14 protein-coding genes are annotated in these 16,941 nt (G+C 72.1%); 12 read left to right on the forward strand and 2 right to left on the reverse strand.

Annotated features, from left to right (window positions below; translation table 11 throughout):
* The first annotated feature begins 574 nt into the window (after positions 1-574).
* Together ACFYOY_RS04820 and ACFYOY_RS04825 are read left to right on the forward strand one after the other, a co-directional pair.
* Positions 575-2,203 carry a PP2C family protein-serine/threonine phosphatase gene (locus tag ACFYOY_RS04820; RefSeq protein WP_351883762.1) on the forward strand — a complete coding sequence of 543 codons (1,629 nt, stop codon included), beginning with the start codon at positions 575-577 and terminating at the stop codon, positions 2,201-2,203.
* 102 nt (positions 2,204-2,305) lie between these two features.
* Complete coding sequence (locus ACFYOY_RS04825; RefSeq protein ID WP_351883760.1) at positions 2,306-3,802, forward strand: aminopeptidase P family protein; 1,497 nt, start codon at positions 2,306-2,308, stop codon at positions 3,800-3,802.
* A 68-nt stretch (positions 3,803-3,870) separates the two neighbouring features.
* On the opposite strand, the gene ACFYOY_RS04830 is transcribed toward ACFYOY_RS04825, so the two are convergent.
* A complete protein-coding gene (locus tag ACFYOY_RS04830) occupies positions 3,871-4,374 on the reverse strand; it encodes a carboxymuconolactone decarboxylase family protein (RefSeq protein WP_351883758.1) in 504 nt (167 codons plus the stop codon).
* Between the two features lie 47 nt (positions 4,375-4,421).
* Between ACFYOY_RS04830 and ACFYOY_RS04835 the strand changes: the two genes are divergently transcribed.
* Positions 4,422-5,924: a PLP-dependent aminotransferase family protein gene (locus ACFYOY_RS04835; protein WP_351883756.1), complete on the forward strand. Its 1,503-nt coding sequence runs from the start codon at positions 4,422-4,424 to the stop codon at positions 5,922-5,924.
* Positions 5,925-6,004: 80 nt separating this feature from the next.
* On the opposite strand, the gene ACFYOY_RS04840 is transcribed toward ACFYOY_RS04835, so the two are convergent.
* Positions 6,005-6,508, reverse strand: a complete 504-nt coding sequence (locus ACFYOY_RS04840) for an ATP-binding protein (protein WP_014061889.1) — start codon at positions 6,506-6,508, stop codon at positions 6,005-6,007.
* Positions 6,509-6,709: 201 nt separating this feature from the next.
* Between ACFYOY_RS04840 and ACFYOY_RS04845 the strand changes: the two genes are divergently transcribed.
* The 9 genes from ACFYOY_RS04845 to ACFYOY_RS04885 all read left to right on the forward strand — a co-directional run bounded on the left by ACFYOY_RS04845 (position 6,710) and on the right by ACFYOY_RS04885 (position 16,788).
* Complete coding sequence (locus tag ACFYOY_RS04845) at positions 6,710-7,525, forward strand: hypothetical protein (RefSeq protein ID WP_351883754.1); 816 nt, start codon at positions 6,710-6,712, stop codon at positions 7,523-7,525.
* 96 nt (positions 7,526-7,621) lie between these two features.
* A complete protein-coding gene (locus ACFYOY_RS04850; protein ID WP_388584818.1) occupies positions 7,622-8,377 on the forward strand; it encodes a YcnI family protein in 756 nt (251 codons plus the stop codon).
* A gap of 143 nt (positions 8,378-8,520) precedes the next feature.
* On the forward strand, positions 8,521-9,183 hold the full coding sequence (locus ACFYOY_RS04855) for an SCO family protein (RefSeq protein WP_351883752.1): 663 nt from the start codon (positions 8,521-8,523) through the stop codon (positions 9,181-9,183).
* Positions 9,180-9,674 (forward strand): copper chaperone PCu(A)C, encoded by a 495-nt coding sequence (locus ACFYOY_RS04860; RefSeq protein WP_351883750.1) that lies wholly within the window; start codon positions 9,180-9,182, stop codon positions 9,672-9,674. Before ACFYOY_RS04855 ends, ACFYOY_RS04860 begins: the two co-directional genes overlap by 4 nt.
* Positions 9,675-9,680: 6 nt before the next feature.
* Positions 9,681-11,783, forward strand: coding sequence for a copper resistance CopC/CopD family protein (locus ACFYOY_RS04865; RefSeq protein WP_388584822.1), 2,103 nt, complete (start codon positions 9,681-9,683; stop codon positions 11,781-11,783).
* Entirely contained in the window at positions 11,780-13,021 is a 1,242-nt protein-coding gene (gene efeB, locus ACFYOY_RS04870; RefSeq protein WP_351883746.1) for an iron uptake transporter deferrochelatase/peroxidase subunit, read from the forward strand. The genes ACFYOY_RS04865 and efeB overlap by 4 nt, the downstream gene beginning before the upstream one ends.
* Before the next feature lie 112 nt (positions 13,022-13,133).
* On the forward strand, positions 13,134-14,069 hold the full coding sequence (gene pheA / locus ACFYOY_RS04875; protein ID WP_351883744.1) for a prephenate dehydratase: 936 nt from the start codon (positions 13,134-13,136) through the stop codon (positions 14,067-14,069).
* Positions 14,070-14,659: 590 nt separating this feature from the next.
* The gene (gene serS, locus ACFYOY_RS04880) at positions 14,660-15,937 is read left to right on the forward strand and encodes a serine--tRNA ligase (RefSeq protein WP_351883742.1); all 1,278 of its coding nucleotides are present in this window, start codon (positions 14,660-14,662) and stop codon (positions 15,935-15,937) included.
* Positions 15,934-16,788, forward strand: coding sequence for an HAD family hydrolase (locus ACFYOY_RS04885; protein WP_351883740.1), 855 nt, complete (start codon positions 15,934-15,936; stop codon positions 16,786-16,788). The genes serS and ACFYOY_RS04885 overlap by 4 nt, the downstream gene beginning before the upstream one ends.
* Positions 16,789-16,941 lie beyond the last annotated feature (153 nt).

The raw sequence follows: 16,941 nt of genomic DNA on the forward strand, positions 1-16,941 counted from the left end.
TTCCTTTCCGTTAACGCCGAGGGCTGTCCGTCGCACTACATCGCACTTCAGATGGCACTTCACTTGGCACTACGTGGCGCTGTACGGCATCGTTCGGCCCGTCACAGCGGGTTCATCACAAGGCACTGCGCGTACAAGGCAGCGCATCATGCCGCGGGCCGAGCGTGGAACGTGGCGAGGGGTGGCGCGCGCATGGCGCTTGCCGTCCGGTTGGTGCGTTCCTCGCCACTCGGGGATGGGCGCGGCCGTTGTGGTCTATGACGCCTGGACCGGCCGCGGGGTTCCGGGGCGATCCGAACTGCCCCTGCCCCTTCTCCGAATGTGTACCCGCCGCGGTGGAGACGACGCGCTGTCGAACTGACGTCAGTCGACCTCGAAGGGACAGCCTAACGACTTTTTTTCAGCCAAGTTCAATTCCCCCCAGACACCAACAAGACCACCGGGACGATGCTGGACATCGCATCTCCGCTCCGTGTACATCTGGAGACAGTAGCGGCACAGTAGCGGCGCAGCACGACAGGGGGTTTGCGATGCTATTGAGCGAGCCGGACCCGGCGGGTGAAGGCAGCGGGCCATGAACTCGCCCCACGCGCCGAAAGTGGCTGGAATCGATCCTTCCCTCCCCTCGCCCACGCAAACTGCGGACCCTGTCCCGGACCCCGTTCCCCCGCCCCTGACCGATGCCAACTCCGGTGTCCAGGACCGGCTCGCGAGTTGGGTCTCGGATCTCACCACCCTTCATGAGCTCACCGAGCGGCTGGTCAGGACCGGGACGCTCGACGAGGCGCTGCGTGAACTGCTGCGCGCGGGCGCGGCCCTGGTCGGCGCCCGGCGCGGGCTGGTGGCGCTCGAACCGGCCGACGGACTCGGCCCGGTGACCACCGTGGGGCTCGGCCTCGGCCACGCCGATCTCGGCCAGATCGAGACCATCCCGCGCGGCTCCGCCTCCGCCGGTCATCTCCTCGACGGGCTGCCCGAGCCGAGTGGTGAGCGGCGTGCCGATGTGACCCACCCCGATATCGCCGGCGAGGCCGACCTCGACCCGCGCCACCGCGAGGTGGCCGCACGGCTCGGGTTCGCCGCGAGCTACGCGGTGCCGCTGGACCCGTTCCGGACCACCCCCTGTACCGCGCCCGGCCTCACCGCCATCCCCGCGCCCGCCCCCGACGCGGACGGTTCCGGCACCGGCTCCCCGGCGAGTGCGGGCGACCGCCCGGCCCCCGGCGCGCCCGGCACGGCGAGCACCCCCGGCACCGGCCACGGCCGCGATGCCGTACCGGCTGCCGCGGCCCCGCCCGGTATCGCCGCCGCCATGGGCGCCGGCGGGCCCTCCGGGCGGCTCGGCGGAGCCGCCTGGCTGTACGACGAGCCCGCCGAGCCCGGAGAGCGCCAGCGCCATCTCGTGGGCCTTTACTGCCAGTACGCCGCCGCGCACATCGCCCGGCTGCTCGAGCTCTCCCGCGCCCGCGCCGCCGTCGCGACCGTCCAGGAGGAGCTGCTGCCCACCCGGCTGCCCCGGGTCCCCGGGGTGCGTCTGGCCGTTCGCCACCACCCCGGTCCGCACGGCGGCGGGGACTGGTACGACGCGCTGCCGCTGCCGGACGGGGCGCTCGGGCTCTCGGTGGGCGGAGTCACCGGTTCCGGGCCGAGCGCCGTGGTCGCGATGGGGCGTCTGCGGGCCTCGCTGCGGGCGTACGCGGTGATGGAGGGCGAGGACCCGGTCGCCGTCCTGTCCGATCTGGAGCTGCTGCTGCGGCTCACCGAGCCCGCCCGCTCCGCGACCGCCCTCTTCGCCTACTGCGAGCCCGGGACGCGCAAGGTGGTGCTGGCCGGGGCCGGGCACTGCCCGCCACTGCTCACCGGGGAGCGGCGCACCGAGTTCGTGGAGACCACCCTGTCCGCGCCGCTGGGGATGCTCTCGTGCTGGGAGGCGCCCAGCGTCGAGATCGCACCGTCGTCCGGAGAGACGCTCCTCTTCTACAGCGACGGGCTGCTCCACCGCACCGGTGAGCCGATGGACCGGGCCTTCACCCGGCTGCACACGGCCGCGGCGAGCGCTCCCAAGGGCGTCCGGGGCGATCCGGATGCCTTCGCCGACCATGTGCTCCGTACGGTTCTCCCCGACGGCCCGGCGGCCCCCGTGGGGCGGTCCTCGGAGGACGGCACCGAGGACCTCGTCCTGCTCGTGGCCCACTTCGACTGAGGCGCGAGTTCGACTGACGCTCGAGGGGTGCCACGGCACCCGCTGGAGCCGTGGTCGCCCCGCGCTTCGGGCCCTCCCTGCCGTCGCGCCCCCACACATACGATGGGTGGGGTCCAGTTCGAGGAGGAAGACGTGACCGAGGAGCCCACTCCCGAAGCCCCGGAGAACCCGGAAGGCGAGGAGCCCATCAAGCAGCGGAAGAACGGCCTGTACCCAGGCGTTTCCGACGAGCTTGCGGCGAACATGCAGTCCGGTTGGGCGGACACCGAGCTGCACGACCTGGAGCCCGTCGAGCAGGCTCCGCACACCGCCCGGCGCCGCGCCGCGCTCTCCGCGCGCTTCCCCGGCGACCGCCTGGTCATCCCCGCGGGCAATCTCCGCACCCGCTCCAACGACACGGACTACGGCTTCCGCGCCTCGACCGAGTACGCGTACCTCACCGGCGACCAGACCGAGGACGGTGTGCTGGTGCTGGAGCCCGAGGCGGGCGGCGGCCACACCGCGACGCTGTACCTGCTGCCGCGCTCCAACCGGGAGAACGGCGAGTTCTGGCTGGACGGCCAGGGCGAGCTGTGGGTCGGCCGCCGGCTCAGCCTTACGGAGGCCGAGAAGCGGCTGGGCCTGGCCGCCAAGGACGTCCGCGAGCTGGCCGAGGAGCTCAGGGCCGCGGCCGGCCCGGTCCGTATCGTGCGTGGTCACGACGCCGCTCTGGAGGCCGCCCTGACCGACAAGGTCACCGGTGAGCGCGACGAAGAGCTGCGGGTCTTCCTCAGCGAGCAGCGCCTGGTCAAGGACGAGTTCGAGATCGCCCAGCTGCAGGCGGCCGTCGACTCGACGGCCCGCGGCTTCGAGGACGTCGTCAAGGTGCTGGACAAGGCGCAGGCGACCTCCGAGCGCTATATCGAAGGAACGTTCTTCCTTCGGGCCCGGGTCGAGGGCAACGACGTCGGCTACGGCAGCATCTGCGCCGCGGGCCCGCACGCCACCACGCTGCACTGGGTGCGCAACGACGGCCCGGTCCGCTCCGGCGATCTGCTCCTCCTGGACGCGGGCGTGGAGACCACCACCCTCTACACCGCCGACGTGACCCGCACGCTGCCGGTGAACGGCACCTACAGCCCGCTGCAGCGCAAGATCTACGAGGCCGTGTACGAGGCACAGGAGGCGGGCATCGCCGCGGTCCGGCCGGGTGCGAAGTACCGCGACTTCCACGACGCCGCCCAGCACGTCCTGGCCACCAAGCTCGTCGAGTGGGGCCTCGTCGAGGGCCCGGTGGAGCGGGTGCTGGAGCTGGGACTGCAGCGCCGCTGGACGCTGCACGGCACCGGCCACATGCTCGGCATGGACGTCCACGACTGCGCCGTGGCCCGCACCGAGACCTATGTGGACGGCACCCTGGAGCCCGGGATGTGCCTGACGGTCGAGCCGGGGCTGTACTTCCAGCCCGACGATCTGACCGTGCCCGAGGAGTACCGGGGCATCGGCGTGCGGATCGAGGACGACATCCTGGTGACGGAGGACGGCAACCGCGTGCTGTCGGCCGCGCTGCCGCGGACCGCCGACGACGTCGAGGCGTGGATGGCCCGCCTCACCGCGTGAGGCGGCGGCTCATCGTGTGATCACGCGGTCCTGTGGGGAGCGGCGGCGCCGCTCCCCACGGTCCGTTCTCAGCCTTGTCCCGGCACCTTGCGGGTGGTCACCGCGATCCGGTTCCAGGAGTTGATCGTGAAGATGAGGGCGATGAGCTGGGCCAGCTCCGGCTCCTCGAAGTGCCGGGCGGCCCGCTCGTAGACCTCGTCCGGGACGCCGCCCGGCAGCAGTGTGACCGCCTCGGTGAGCGCCAGGGCGGCCTGCTCCTTCTGGGTGTAGAAGCCGCCCTTACCGGCCTCCTCCCAGACCCCCACCAGGGCGATGCGCTCGTCGCTCTCGCCCGCCTTATGGGCGTCGGTGGTGTGCATATGGAGGCAGTAGGCGCACTTGTTGAGCTGGGAGGAGCGGATCTGCACCAGCTCCACCAGGGCCGGGTCCAGGCCCTCGCGGGCGGCCGCGTCCAGGCTGATCAGCGCCTTGAACGCCTTGGGGGCGGCCTTCGCGAAGTCGACCCGTCCGGTCTGCCGCGCCGTCGCCGTTGTGGTCGTCGTCTGTGCCGTCGTCGCTGTCGTAGTCGTCATGGGAATGAAATTAGGCCGCTAAGCGACCCTCTGTAGGGTGCATTTCCATGGCGGATTCATGGGTCAATTCGGCGGAGATCCTCGGCAGTGACCTCCATCTGGAGCTGACCCGCGCGGGCAGCCGCAGGACCGCCCTGATGGCCGCGCTGCGCGAGGCCATCCGCGACGGCCGACTCGCCCCGGACACCCGGCTGCCGCCTTACCGCTCCCTCGCCGCCGACCTGGGCATCGCCCGGAACACGGTCGCCGACGCCTACGCCGAGCTGGTCGCCGAGGGCTGGCTCACCGCCCGCCAGGGCTCCGGGACCCGGGTGGCGCCCCGCCCCGCACCGCCCCCGCCCCGGCGGCGCACGCCCGGGCGGGGGCTCGGCGGGCGGTCGGCCGGGGCCAGCGGTGGCCCTCGCGCGCCCCGGCCCGCCCCGCGACCGGTGCACAACCTGCTGCAGGGCCAGCCGGACGCCGCCGCCTTCCCCCGCACCGCCTGGCTCGCCTCGGCCCGCCGCGCGCTGACCGCCGCACCGCATGAGGCGTTCGGCCCCGGTGATCCGCGCGGCCGCCCGGAGCTGCGCCGCGCCCTGGCCGACTACCTCGCCCGCGCCCGCGGCGTCCGTGCCGACCCCGGCCGGATCGTCGTCTGCTCGGGCTTCGCGCACGCCCTGCGGCTGCTGAGCGGCACCCGGCTGCTGCGGCCCCGGATGGCCGTCGAGTCCTACGGCCTGGCCTTCCACCGCTCGCTTCTGAGCTCCGCCGGGATCCGCACGATCCCGCTTCCGCTGGACGCCGATGGCGCCCTTACAGATGGACTGACCGCCCTCGACGGCCTACGGGCGGCCCTGCTCACCCCCGCCCACCAGTTCCCCACCGGCGGTCCGCTGCACCCCGAGCGGCGGGCCGCGGCCGTCGCCTGGGCGCGGGAGAGCGGCGGTCTGGTCCTGGAGGACGACTACGACGGGGAGTTCCGCTACGACCGCCGCCCGGTGGGCGCCGTCCAGGGCCTCGACCCCGACCGGGTGCTCTACCTCGGCTCGGTCAGCAAAAGCCTCTCCCCGGCCCTGCGGCTGGGCTGGATGGTGCTGCCGGACCAACTGGTCGACCGCGTGCTGGCCGCCAAGGGGGAGCGCGAGGGCTGGACCGGCGTCGTCGACCAGCTGACCCTCGCGGACTTCATCGAATCGGGCGGATACGACGGCCATGTGCGCCGTATGCGCCATCGCTACCGCCGCCGGCGCGATCAGCTCGTCGCCACCCTCGCCGAACGCGCGCCCCATGTCCGCGTTTCGGGCATCGCGGCCGGCCTGCACGCGGTGCTGGAGCTACCGCCCGGCACCGAGCGGTCCGCCCTGCGCGCCGCCGCCTGGCAAGGGCTGGCGCTCGACGGCCTCGGCGGCTACCGCCACCCGGACGCCGCCACACCCCACCCCGACGGGCTCGTGGTGGGCTACGCGACCCCGCCCGAGCACTCCTTCGCGGGAGCGCTGGACGCGCTGTGCCGTGCCCTGCCGCCCGAGGAGGCCGAACAGCCCGACCAGACCGATCAGACGGCCACCTGACGTCCTGAGCTTTCCTGGACCTTCTGACGTCCCTTCGAGGTTCCTGAGGTCCGTGAGGTCATTGAAGGGCTACGACACGGCTACGACGCCCTCAGCAGCGCCCCTTCACGCCACTTGAGGATCTTGTCGAAGCTCACCACCACCCCGCCGCGCCCCGGACGGTCCCGGTAGCGGACATGGTCGGTGAGAGCCTCGATGAGAAAAAGCCCCCGCCCGTGCTCCGCCTGTGGCGGAGCCGGACTGCGCGGCTGCTGCGGTCTCGGCGCGCCCGCCGGACGCCGCTCGTTGCGAGTGCGGCCCTCGCGGCGGACGGCGCCGCGTCCGGCGAAGCCGGGGCCGGAGTCGGTGACCTCGATACGGCAGGTGTCGCCGTCGATATAGGCCGTGACTCGGTAATCCCCGCCCGTGCCGTCGCGACCCCCGTGCTCCACCGCGTTCGCACACGCCTCGGAGAGGGCGACCGACAGATCGTAGGAGATCTCCGGATCGACTCCGGCCGTCTCCATGGTGCCGAGGAGCAGTCGTCGTGCGAGCGGAACGCTCGCCGCCTCGCGGGGCAAATGGAGTGACCACCAGATGCTCATGCTCCAGCCTCCCGGCCGCGGCTCGACATACCGTTACGTATTGCCTGGGTCCATGGTCCGTAAGCGTCTTATCAACGTGACTCCGCTCATTCGGCGGACGCGCTCGATGCGCGAACCGGTGTATGGGCCTGTCCCGGTGTGCGCCGGTACGCCCCACCCGCCGTAGGGAATGCGCCCACCCAGTGGGATGATGGCGCCGCCATGGCTTCCCCTGTCGCCCGTGCCGGCGCCGATCTGCGAATGCTGCGGGCCGCGGTGTTCACCGCGGTCTGTGTCGTGCTGTCCGCGGCGGGGCACGTCCTGGCCTCGTGCGCGACCGTGCCGCTGTGGACGGTGGGCGTGGGCTGCGCGGCGATGTTCACGGTGGCGCTGTCGCTGGCCGGGCGGGAGCGGTCGCTGCCCGGAATAGCGGCCCTGCTGGCCACCGGGCAGCTCGCGCTGCACGCGCTCTTCGCGCTCGGGCAGCACCGGGCGACGGCGGCCGAGGAGGCCGCCCAGCGGGCCGACGCCGCCCAGGGTCATGTCATCGGCCTGGCCGCCAGGCTGCTGTGCGCGTCGGGCCCCGGACGGCTCGACGCCGCCACGGCCCATCGGATCGTCGCGCACGCGGGCATCGACCCGTCCGCCGCGCACAGCCCGCACGCCATGCCGTCGTCCGCCGCCCCGGCGGAGCAGGCGGCCGGGATAGCGGGCCTGCTGCCGTCGCTGCCCATGGCCCTGGGCCATCTGCTCGCCGCGCTCGCCATCGGCTGGCTGCTGCGCCGGGGCGAGATGGCCGTATGGCGGGCGGTGCGGCTGTCGGTGGACGGGGCGCGCGGGGTCGCGGAGGCCGCGCTCGTACGGGCGCTGCGCGCCGCCCTGAAGTTGGTACGGGTGCTCCTGGCCCCGTCCGGGGCGCCTTACGGCGGGCCGTGCCGTCCGCGCACGGCCGATCGGGACGAGGGCGGGACGACGGCCCTCGCCCTCCAGCACAGCGTGATCAGGCGGGGACCGCCGGCCTGCGACCTCGCGGCCTGACCGACGCGACGCTCCTCCAGCGGGACCGGAGGGTGGCCGCGACGTCGCCGCACGCGCGCCCACCCATCTGATCATTCCTGTCCCTGGAGTGTTGACATGAACGCCATGCGTCTGCGCCGTCTGCCGGTCATCGGAGCCCTCACCGCGGGCGGCCTGGTGCTGCTCACCGCGGGCCCCGCCTTCGCGCACGTCAGCGTGCAGCCCGGCCAGGCCGAGAAGGGCGGCTACAGCACCATCGACTTCAAGGTGCCGAACGAGCGCGACGACGCCTCCACCGTCAAGCTCGAGGTGACCCTGCCCGCCGACCATCCGCTCGCCTCGGTGATGCCCCAGCCGGTGCCCGGCTGGGACGTCAAGGTCACCAAGTCCAAGCTCCCCAAGCCCATGGAGATGCACGGCGAGAAGATCAACGAGGCGGTCACCAAGGTCACCTGGTCCGGCGGCAAGATCGAGCCGGGGATGTTCCAGCAGTTCCCGCTGTCGGTCGGCCAGCTGCCCGACGACGCCGACCAGCTCGCCTTCAAAGCGCTCCAGACGTACGACAACAAGGAGGTCGTGCGCTGGATCGAGGAGCCCAAGGAGGGCGCCGCCGAACCGGAGAACCCGGCGCCGGTGCTCAAGCTGGTCGCCCCGGCCGAGGGCTCGGACGGCCATGACGCCGCCGCGGCCTCCGGACAGGGCAAGGACAGCGGCTCCGAGAAGGCCGGCGCCGAGAACTCCGCCTCGGCCGACACCTCCGACGACAAGGACAGCAGCGACACCACGGCCCGGGTGCTGGGCATCGTGGGCATCGTCATCGGCGCCGCCGGTGTCGCCTACGGCGTGGTCGCCAGCCGCCGCCGCTCCGCCTGACCGCCGACCACCCGACCGTACGCGGGTACCGCCGGTGACCTCCGGTCCTGAACCGACCGCGTGATCCCGGCGGAGGCGGCGGACCCTCGTGTCCGCCGCCCCCGCGCGCCACCGAACCACTTCTCTCTTTGGAGAACAGCTCCATGCGCACCAAAATCCTGGCCACCGCCATCGTCGCCACCGCCGCGCTCACCCTCAGCGCCTGCGGCGGCTCGGACAGCGGCGGCAAGGGCGACAACGCGGCCGCCGCCGAGGTCAAGGGCGGCCAGAGGTCGGGGCAGGCCATCGTCCTCGACCAGGCGAAGGCCAAGCCGGACCTCGCCCTCACCGACACCGACGGCAAGAAGTACGACCTGCTCAAGGAGACCAAGGGCCGACCCACCCTGCTCTTCTTCGGCTACACCCACTGCCCGGACGTCTGCCCGCTGACCATGAGCAACGTCGGCCTCGCCGTGAAGAAGCTCCCCAAGGCCGAGCGGGAGAAGCTGCGCGTCGTCTTCGTCAGCACCGACCCGGCCCGGGACACCCCCAAGCGGATGCGTTCCTGGCTGGACGCCCAGGGCGGCACCGACTTCGTCGGCCTGACCGGCGACTTCAACACCATCGAGGCCGCCGCGCGGCCGCTGGGCATCTTCATCGAGAAGCCGAAGAAGGAGAAGGACGGCAGCATCACCGTCAGCCACGGCGCCGAGGTGATCGGCTTCTCGCCCAAGGACGACAAGGGCCACTGGATCTACACCACGGAGGCCACGGCGGATCGTTACGCCAAGGACCTGCCGAAGATCATCGAGGGACGGAACCCGTGACGGCGGCAGCTCCCGGCATTCCTGGCCTCCGTAAGGCGGCCGCCGCCGTCCTCGCCCTCGGTCTGTCCGCCACGCTCGCCGCCTGCTCGGGCGGCGACGGCGGCGGCGGGAAGGACGGGGGCGACCCCGAGCTGTCCGTGAGCGGCGCCTACGTCTCCCAGCCGCCCATGACCGACATGGCGGCGGGCTATCTGACCGTACGGAACGCCGGTGGCGGCGCCGACGAGCTGACGTCCGTCACCACCCCACTCGCCTCCGAGGTCACCCTGCACACCACCAAGGGCACCCGGATGAAGCAGGTGAGCTCGCTCGATGTCCCGGCGAACGACCGGGTCGAGCTGTCCAGCGGCGGAGATCATCTGATGCTGACAAACCTCTCCCACCGGCCGAAGGTCGGTGAGAAGGTCAGCTTCACCCTTCACTTCGCCACATCCGCCCCCATCGAGATCAAAGTCCCGGTCGAGCCGACGACGTACCGCCCCAAGGACTGACACCCGATGCCCTCGCTGACCTCCCTGGCCCCCGCCGGGCCCACCGCGGCCCCCTCCCGGACCACCGCGACCGCCCGGCGGCTGATGGCGATCTGCGGCACCCTGCTCGCCGCGCTGCTGTGCGCGCTGAGCGTCGGCGCGAGCTCCGCGTCCGCGCATGCCGCGCTCACCTCGACCGACCCCGCCGACGGCTCGGTGGTGAAGACCGCGCCCAGGGAGGTCACGCTGAACTTCTCGGAGGGCGTGCTGCTCTCCGGCGACTCGGTGCGCGTGCTCGACCCCAAGGGCAAGCGCGTGGACACCGGGAAGACCGCCCATGCCGGCGGCAAGTCGTCGACCGCCGCCGCCGGGCTGCACTCCGGGCTTCCAGACGGCACCTACACGGTGGCGTGGAAGGCGGTCTCGGAGGACAGCCACCCGGTGAGCGGCGCGTTCACCTTCTCCATCGGCGCCCCGTCCAAGACCACGGCGAAGGTACCCACGGGCGAAGCGTCCGACAGCACCGTCAGCACGCTCTACGGAATCGGCCGGTACGCCGCCTACGGCGGTTTCGCGGCCCTGGTGGGCGGCTGTGTGTTCGCCGGGTTCTGCCGGTCCTCCCGCCCGGTGCGGAAGATCGCCGTGGGCGGCTGGGTGACGGTCTTCACGGCCAGTCTGCTGCTGTTGCTGCTGCGCGGGCCGTACACCGACGGCGAGGGGATCGGCGGGATCCTCGACCTCGGCAGGCTGGGCGATGTGCTGTCCACCAAGCCGGGCGCGGCGCTGCTGTCCCGGCTGCTGCTGCTCGGCGCGGCGGCGGTCTTCCTGGCCGTCCTCTTCGGCTCGTACACCCGTCGCACCGGGGAGCGCGAGGCGGACGCGCGGCGCCGCCAGGACCTCGCCTTCGGGCTGGGCTTCGGCGGCACGGTGATGGCGGTGGGCCTCTCCGCGACCTGGGCGATGGCCGAGCACGCCTCGGTCGGCCTCCAGCGGCAGCTGGCCATGCCGGTGGACATAATCCATCTGATCGCGGTCGGGGTGTGGCTGGGCGGCCTGGCCTCGCTCGCGGTGACGCTCCGGGCGGGTGAGCCGATCGGCCGGGCGGCCGTGCGCCGCTTCTCGCGGCTGGCCTTCGGCTCGGTCGTCGCCCTGGTGGTCACCGGGCTGTACCAGTCGTGGCGGCAGGTGGGCTCCTGGGGCGCGCTGACCGACACCGAGTACGGGCGATGGCTGCTGGTCAAGGTGGGCCTGGTGGCGGTGCTCCTGGGCATCGCGGCCATCTCGCGACGCTGGACCGGCCGCCTTACGGATGCCACGGCGGAGGAGACGGACGCGGAGGCGGAGAGCGCGTCGGAGGCGGCTCCGGCGGCCTCGGACGTGGATGTCACGGCGGAGGCCGGGATCAAGTCCGAGGCCAAGGCCGCGGTGAAGGCCGCGCGGCCGGTCCGTACCGGCGCGGCCGACGCGGCGGTCGATGCCCCTGCCGACGCCGAGACCGAGTCCGGTGACGGGCCCGGTGACGGCACCGATACCGCCGCCGACGACGATCCCGAACGCGCCGCCCAGCTCGCCCGTCAGCGGGCCGCCAAGGACAAGACCGCCACGCTGCGGGAGCGCGACGCCGACCGCGAGCGCAGCGGTCTGCGCCGGTCGGTGATCGCCGAGACCATCGTGGCCGTCGTGCTGCTGGCGGTGGCCACCGTGCTGAGCGGCACCCAGCCCGGCCGCGCCGAAACCGAGCAGGCGAGCGCCCCGGCCACGAAGCCCGGCGGCCAGCTGAACGTCGACCCGGTGAGCGTGCTGGTCCCCTATAACACGGGTCCCAAGAGCGGCCGCGGCAAGGCCGTTGTCATGATCGAACCCGCTCTGCCGGGTGACAACGCGCTGCATGTCTTCACCACCGACCTGGCGGACCGTCCCGTGGACGTCCCCGAGGTCAAGCTGTCGCTGACGCTCAAGTCGAAGGGGATCGGGCCGCTGCGCATCCCGCTGGAGCGCCTCTCGACCGGGCACTGGAGCGCCAAGACCGTCCAGCTTCCCATGGCCGGCACCTGGCAGCTCTCCCTGACCGTACGAACCTCCGACATCGACCAGGTGACGGAGACCAGGAACGTGAAAGTCGCTCAATGACGACAGAGCAAGCACCCTCGTCCGGCATCTCCCGGCGGCGTCTGCTGGGCTCGGCGGGCGCCGCCGGCGCGGCCGGACTGGTCGCCGGCGGAGCCGCCGGAGCCTACGCGTCCGAGGCGACGCGGGAGGCACCCGAACCCCTCAGCTCCCTGGGCGCCACCGCCGTGCCCTTCCACGGCAGGCGCCAGGCGGGCATCACCACCCCCCTTCAGGCCCATGGCCATCTCCTCGCCTTCGACCTGGCGCCCGGTGCGAACCGTAAGGCGGCCGCCGCACTGCTGCGCCGCTGGTCGCGAACGGCCCAGGAGCTGATGGCGGGCGAGGCGCCACCGGACGACACGGGGATCGCGCTCGACGCCGGTCCCTCGTCCCTCACGGTCACCTTCGGCTTCGGGCGGACCTTCTTCGGCAAGGCGGGACTCGACGACCAGCTGCCGGAGGCGCTCGCTCCGCTCCCCGACTTCGTCTCGGACGAGCTCGACCCCAAGCGCAGCAACGGCGATCTGTGGATCCAGATCGGCGCCGATGACGCGCTGGTCGGCTTCCACGCGCTGCGCGCGCTGCAGCGCGAGGCGGCGGGCACGGCCCGGCTGCGCTGGCAGATGAGCGGCTTCAACCGCACCCCCGGCGCCACCGACCGCCCCATGACCACCCGCAACCTCATGGGACAGATCGACGGCACCAACAACCCCAAGCCGGCCGACGACGACTTCGAACGGCGGATCTTCGTACCGGAGAAGGGTGAGCCCGCGTGGATGGCGGGCGGTTCCTACGCGGTCGTCCGGCGCATCCGGATGCTGCTGGACACCTGGGACCACCTCTCCCTGGAGCGGCAGGAGAAGGTGGTCGGCCGCCGCAAGTCCGACGGCGCCCCGCTGTCCGGCGGCACGGAGACCACCCCGGTCCGGCTCGACAAGGTCAACCCGGACGGTGCGCTGGCCATCGCGGGCGCCGCCCATGTGCGGGTCGCGGCGCCCGCGTCCAACCAGGGCGCCGCCATGCTGCGCAGGCCCTTCTCGTACCACGACGGCTTCCGCGACGACGGGGCGCCGGACGCCGGGCTGCTCTTCATCGCCTGGCAGGCGGATCCGATGAAGGGTTTCGTCCCGGTGCAGCGGAAGCTCGACCTGGGCGACGATCTGTCGCGGTTCCTGCGGCACGAGGCCAGCGCGCTGTTCGCGGTGCCCCCGGGCTGCGCCCCGGGAGAGTACGTGGGTCAGGCACTCTTGGAGGGATAGGAGACGGGGACGAGCCTCCGGTCACCCGTGTCCAAGAGGTGACCGGCGAATCCGCCGACTTCGGGGACGCGAGTATCGTGGCGGTCTCGTCTGATCACAGGGAGCGACCGTGATGTCGGCCAGCCACTATGCCTACCTCGGCCCCGAGGGCACCTTCACGGAGGCCGCCCTGCGGTCCATGCCGGAGGCCGCCACCCGGGAGCTGGTGCCGATGGTCTCGGTGCCGGTGGCGCTCGACGCGGTGCGCTCCGGTGCCGCGGCGGCCGCGCTGGTCCCCATCGAGAACTCGGTCGAGGGCGGGGTGACCGCGACCCTCGACGAGCTGGCGACCGGCGAACCGCTGATGATCTACCGCGAGGTGCTGCTGTCGATCAGCTTCGCGCTGCTGGTACGGCCGGGCACCGCGCTCGCGGACATCAAGACGGTGACCGGGCATCCGGTCGCCCAGCCCCAGGTCCGCAACTGGCTGGCGGCGAACCTCCCGGACGCCCTGTGGGAGTCGGCCGCCTCGAACGCGGACGGCGCGCGGCTGGTGGAGGAGGGGCGGTACGACGCGGCGTTCGCGGGCGAGTTCGCGGCGTCCAGGTACGGTCTTGAGCCGCTGGTCACCGACATCCACGACGCACAGAACGCGATGACCCGCTTCGTCCTGGCCGGCCGCCCCGCCCGGCCCGCCGCCCGGACGGGCGCGGACAAGACGTCCGTGGTGATCTGGCTCGGGGACGACCACCCGGGCGCGCTGCTGGAGCTGCTGCAGGAGTTCTCCGCCCGCGGGGTCAACCTGATGCGGATCGAATCGCGCCCGACCGGCGAGGGCATCGGCCGCTACTGCTTCTCGGTGGACTGTGAGGGGCACATCACCGACCGGCGGGTGGGCTCGGCCCTGATGGGACTGAAGCGGATCTGCCCGAAGGTGCGGTTCCTGGGCTCGTATCCCCGGGCGGGTGTGACGGCGGAGGACCTGGCGGAGCTGCGGCACGGGACCTCGGACGAGGCGTTCACGGAGGCGGCGGAGTGGCTGGCCCGCTGCCAGGACGGCCGGGCCTGAGCCGCGCCCGCGCGTAGCGGCCGACCGTAGCGAGCGTGCGCCGGGGCACCCCCGGTGCTGGGGATCGACGGAATCGCTGCGGAAAAGTTATCCACAGGCTGATGCGGCACGCTGGGGATAAGTCGACATCACCAATCCGGCGAGACGGCCAGATCGCGACATTCACCGCATACGCCCCCATCACCGAATATTGCTCACTTGTCACCCCAATTCCCTCGACCAACTCTTTGGAGTGAGGGATTCCTCTCTTGTGGAGTGTGTGAACGCGGTTCGACAGGGGAATCCATCGCCGAGCACATAGGGGGCCTAAGCGATCACCGCGACATCCACAGATCTCACACACAGCCTGTGGATAACTTCGGGATTCCCCCCACCCCTGTGGACAACCGGTCCCCAACTCACCCTGTGCACAAGGGAAGAAGGTCGACTCGACGCCGCCCCTTTGCCCCTTTTCGGGGAATGAGCAGGCATTCCTTGACGGCGGCCGTCACAGGAATTCCCCGGTTTACCCACAGCCCCAAAAGGGGGCAAAACGGGGCGCAAAGGAATATCGCGTCGAGTACCCGAGGTCACACCGGTAACCTGGTGGGGTGATTGACCTTCGCCTGCTCCGTGAGGACCCCGATCGTGTGCGCGCCTCCCAGCGCGCCCGTGGAGAGGACGTCGGCCTCGTCGACGCCCTCCTGACCGCCGACGAGCGGCGCAGGTCCTCCAGTGTCCGCTTCGACGAGCTGCGCGCCGAGCAGAAGGCGCTCGGCAAGCTCATCCCCAAGGCTTCCGGTGACGAGAAGGCCGAGCTGCTGAAGAAGGCGGGCGAGCTGTCCGCCGCCGTCAAGGCGGCCGACGCCGAGCAGGACGCGGCCGCGGAGGAGACCCAGCAGCTCCTGCTCCAGCTGGGCAATCTCGTCCACCCCGCGGTCCCGGTCGGCGGCGAGGACGACTTCACCGTCCTGGAGACGATCGGCACCCCGCGCGACTTCGACGCCGAGGGCTTCGCGCCCAAGGACCATCTGGAGCTCGGCGAGCTGCTCGGCGCGATCGACACCGAGCGCGGCGCCAAAGTCTCCGGCTCCCGCTTCTACTACCTGACGGGCATCGGCGCTCTCCTGGAGTTCGCACTGGTGAACGCGGCGATGGCACAGGCCACCGCGGCGGGCTTCACCCCGGTGCTCACCCCGGCGCTGGTCAAGCCGAAGGCCATGGAGGGCACCGGCTTCCTCGGCCAGGCCGCCGAGGACGTCTACCACCTCGACAAGGACGACCTCTACCTGGTCGGCACCTCCGAGGTCCCGCTGGCCGCGTACCACATGGACGAGATCCTGGAGGCGGACGCACTCCCGCGGCGCTACGCCGGGTTCTCCTCCTGCTTCCGCCGTGAGGCCGGGTCGTACGGCAAGGACACCCGGGGGATCTTCCGGGTGCACCAGTTCGACAAGGTCGAGATGTACGTCTACACGACCCCGGAGGACGCCGAGGCCGAGCACCAGCGACTGCTGGACTGGGAGAAGCAGTGGCTGACCTCCCTTGAGCTGCCGTTCCGGGTGGTCGACCTGGCCTCGGGTGACCTCGGCTCGTCGGCGACGCGGAAGTTCGACTGCGAGGCATGGATCCCGACGCAGGGCAAGTACCGCGAGCTGACCTCGACCTCCAACACCACCGAGTTCCAGTCGCGGCGGCTGTCGATCCGGATGCGCGAGGGCAAGAAGGTCCGTCCGCTGGCCACGCTCAACGGCACGCTGTGCGCGGTCACCCGGACCATCGTCGCGATCCTCGAGAACCACCAGCAGGCCGACGGCTCGGTGCGGGTGCCCGAGGCGCTGCGGCCGTTCCTGGGCGGACGCGAGGTGCTGGAACCGGTCGCACGGTGACGAACGCCGGACCGACGGACGAGCTCGCCGGACCGACGGACGAACTCCCCTATCGACTGGTCGCGACCGATCTCGACGGCACACTGCTGCGCCCCGACCACACCGTCTCGGCGCGGACCCGTGACGCGCTCGCCGCGGCCACCACGGCGGGCGCCGCGCACATCGTGGTCACCGGGCGGACCGTCCCGGTGGCTCGGCACATACTCGACGACCTCGGCTACCAGGGGCTCGCGGTGTGCGGTCAGGGCGCCCAGCTCTACCACGCGGGTGAGCACCGGCTGCTGACCTCCGTCACGCTGGACCGCCAGGTGGCCCTGCTGGCGCTGGAGAAGATCGAGGCGGAGATCGGCCCGCTGTCGCTGGCCGCGGCCCGCGACGGGCTGGACGGTGCGGTGCTGTTCGGCGAGGGCTACCGGATGGACCACGAGGGGATGCCCCTGGTGCCGTTCACGGACCCGGCCGAGCTGTGGTCGCAGCCCATCAGCAAGCTCTACGTCCAGCACCCCGAGCTGGGCGACGACGCGCTCGCGGACGCCGCCCGGACGGCCGCCGGGGGCCTGGTCGGGGTCACGATGGCCGGTACCGGGCTGGTGGAGCTGCTGCCGCTGGGGCTGACGAAGGCCACGGGCCTCTCGATGGCCGCGCGCCGGCTGGGGATGACCGCCGGCGACGCGATCGCGTTCGGCGATATGCCCAATGACATCCCGATGTTCGGCTGGGCGAAGCACGGGGTCGCGATGGCGAACGCGCACCGGGATCTCAAGGCCATCGCCGACGAGATCACCGCCTCCAACACGGAGGACGGCATCGCCGTGGTGCTGGAGCGGCTCTTTCCTGCAGCGCGCCAGTGACGGCAGCGCGCCAGTGACGGCAGCGCGCCAGTGACGGCAGCGCGCCAGTGACGGCAGCGCGCCGGTGAACCGGCCGGATGCCGGCGCGGCCGCCTCGGCGGACCGCCCGGCATCCGGGCCCGGCAGCGGTGATCGGGCCCCCTCGGCCGCCGC

It is taken from the genome of Streptomyces sp. NPDC007875 (genome assembly GCF_042868035.1).
GTDB classification, from domain to species: Bacteria; Actinomycetota; Actinomycetes; order Streptomycetales; family Streptomycetaceae; genus Streptomyces; species Streptomyces antimycoticus.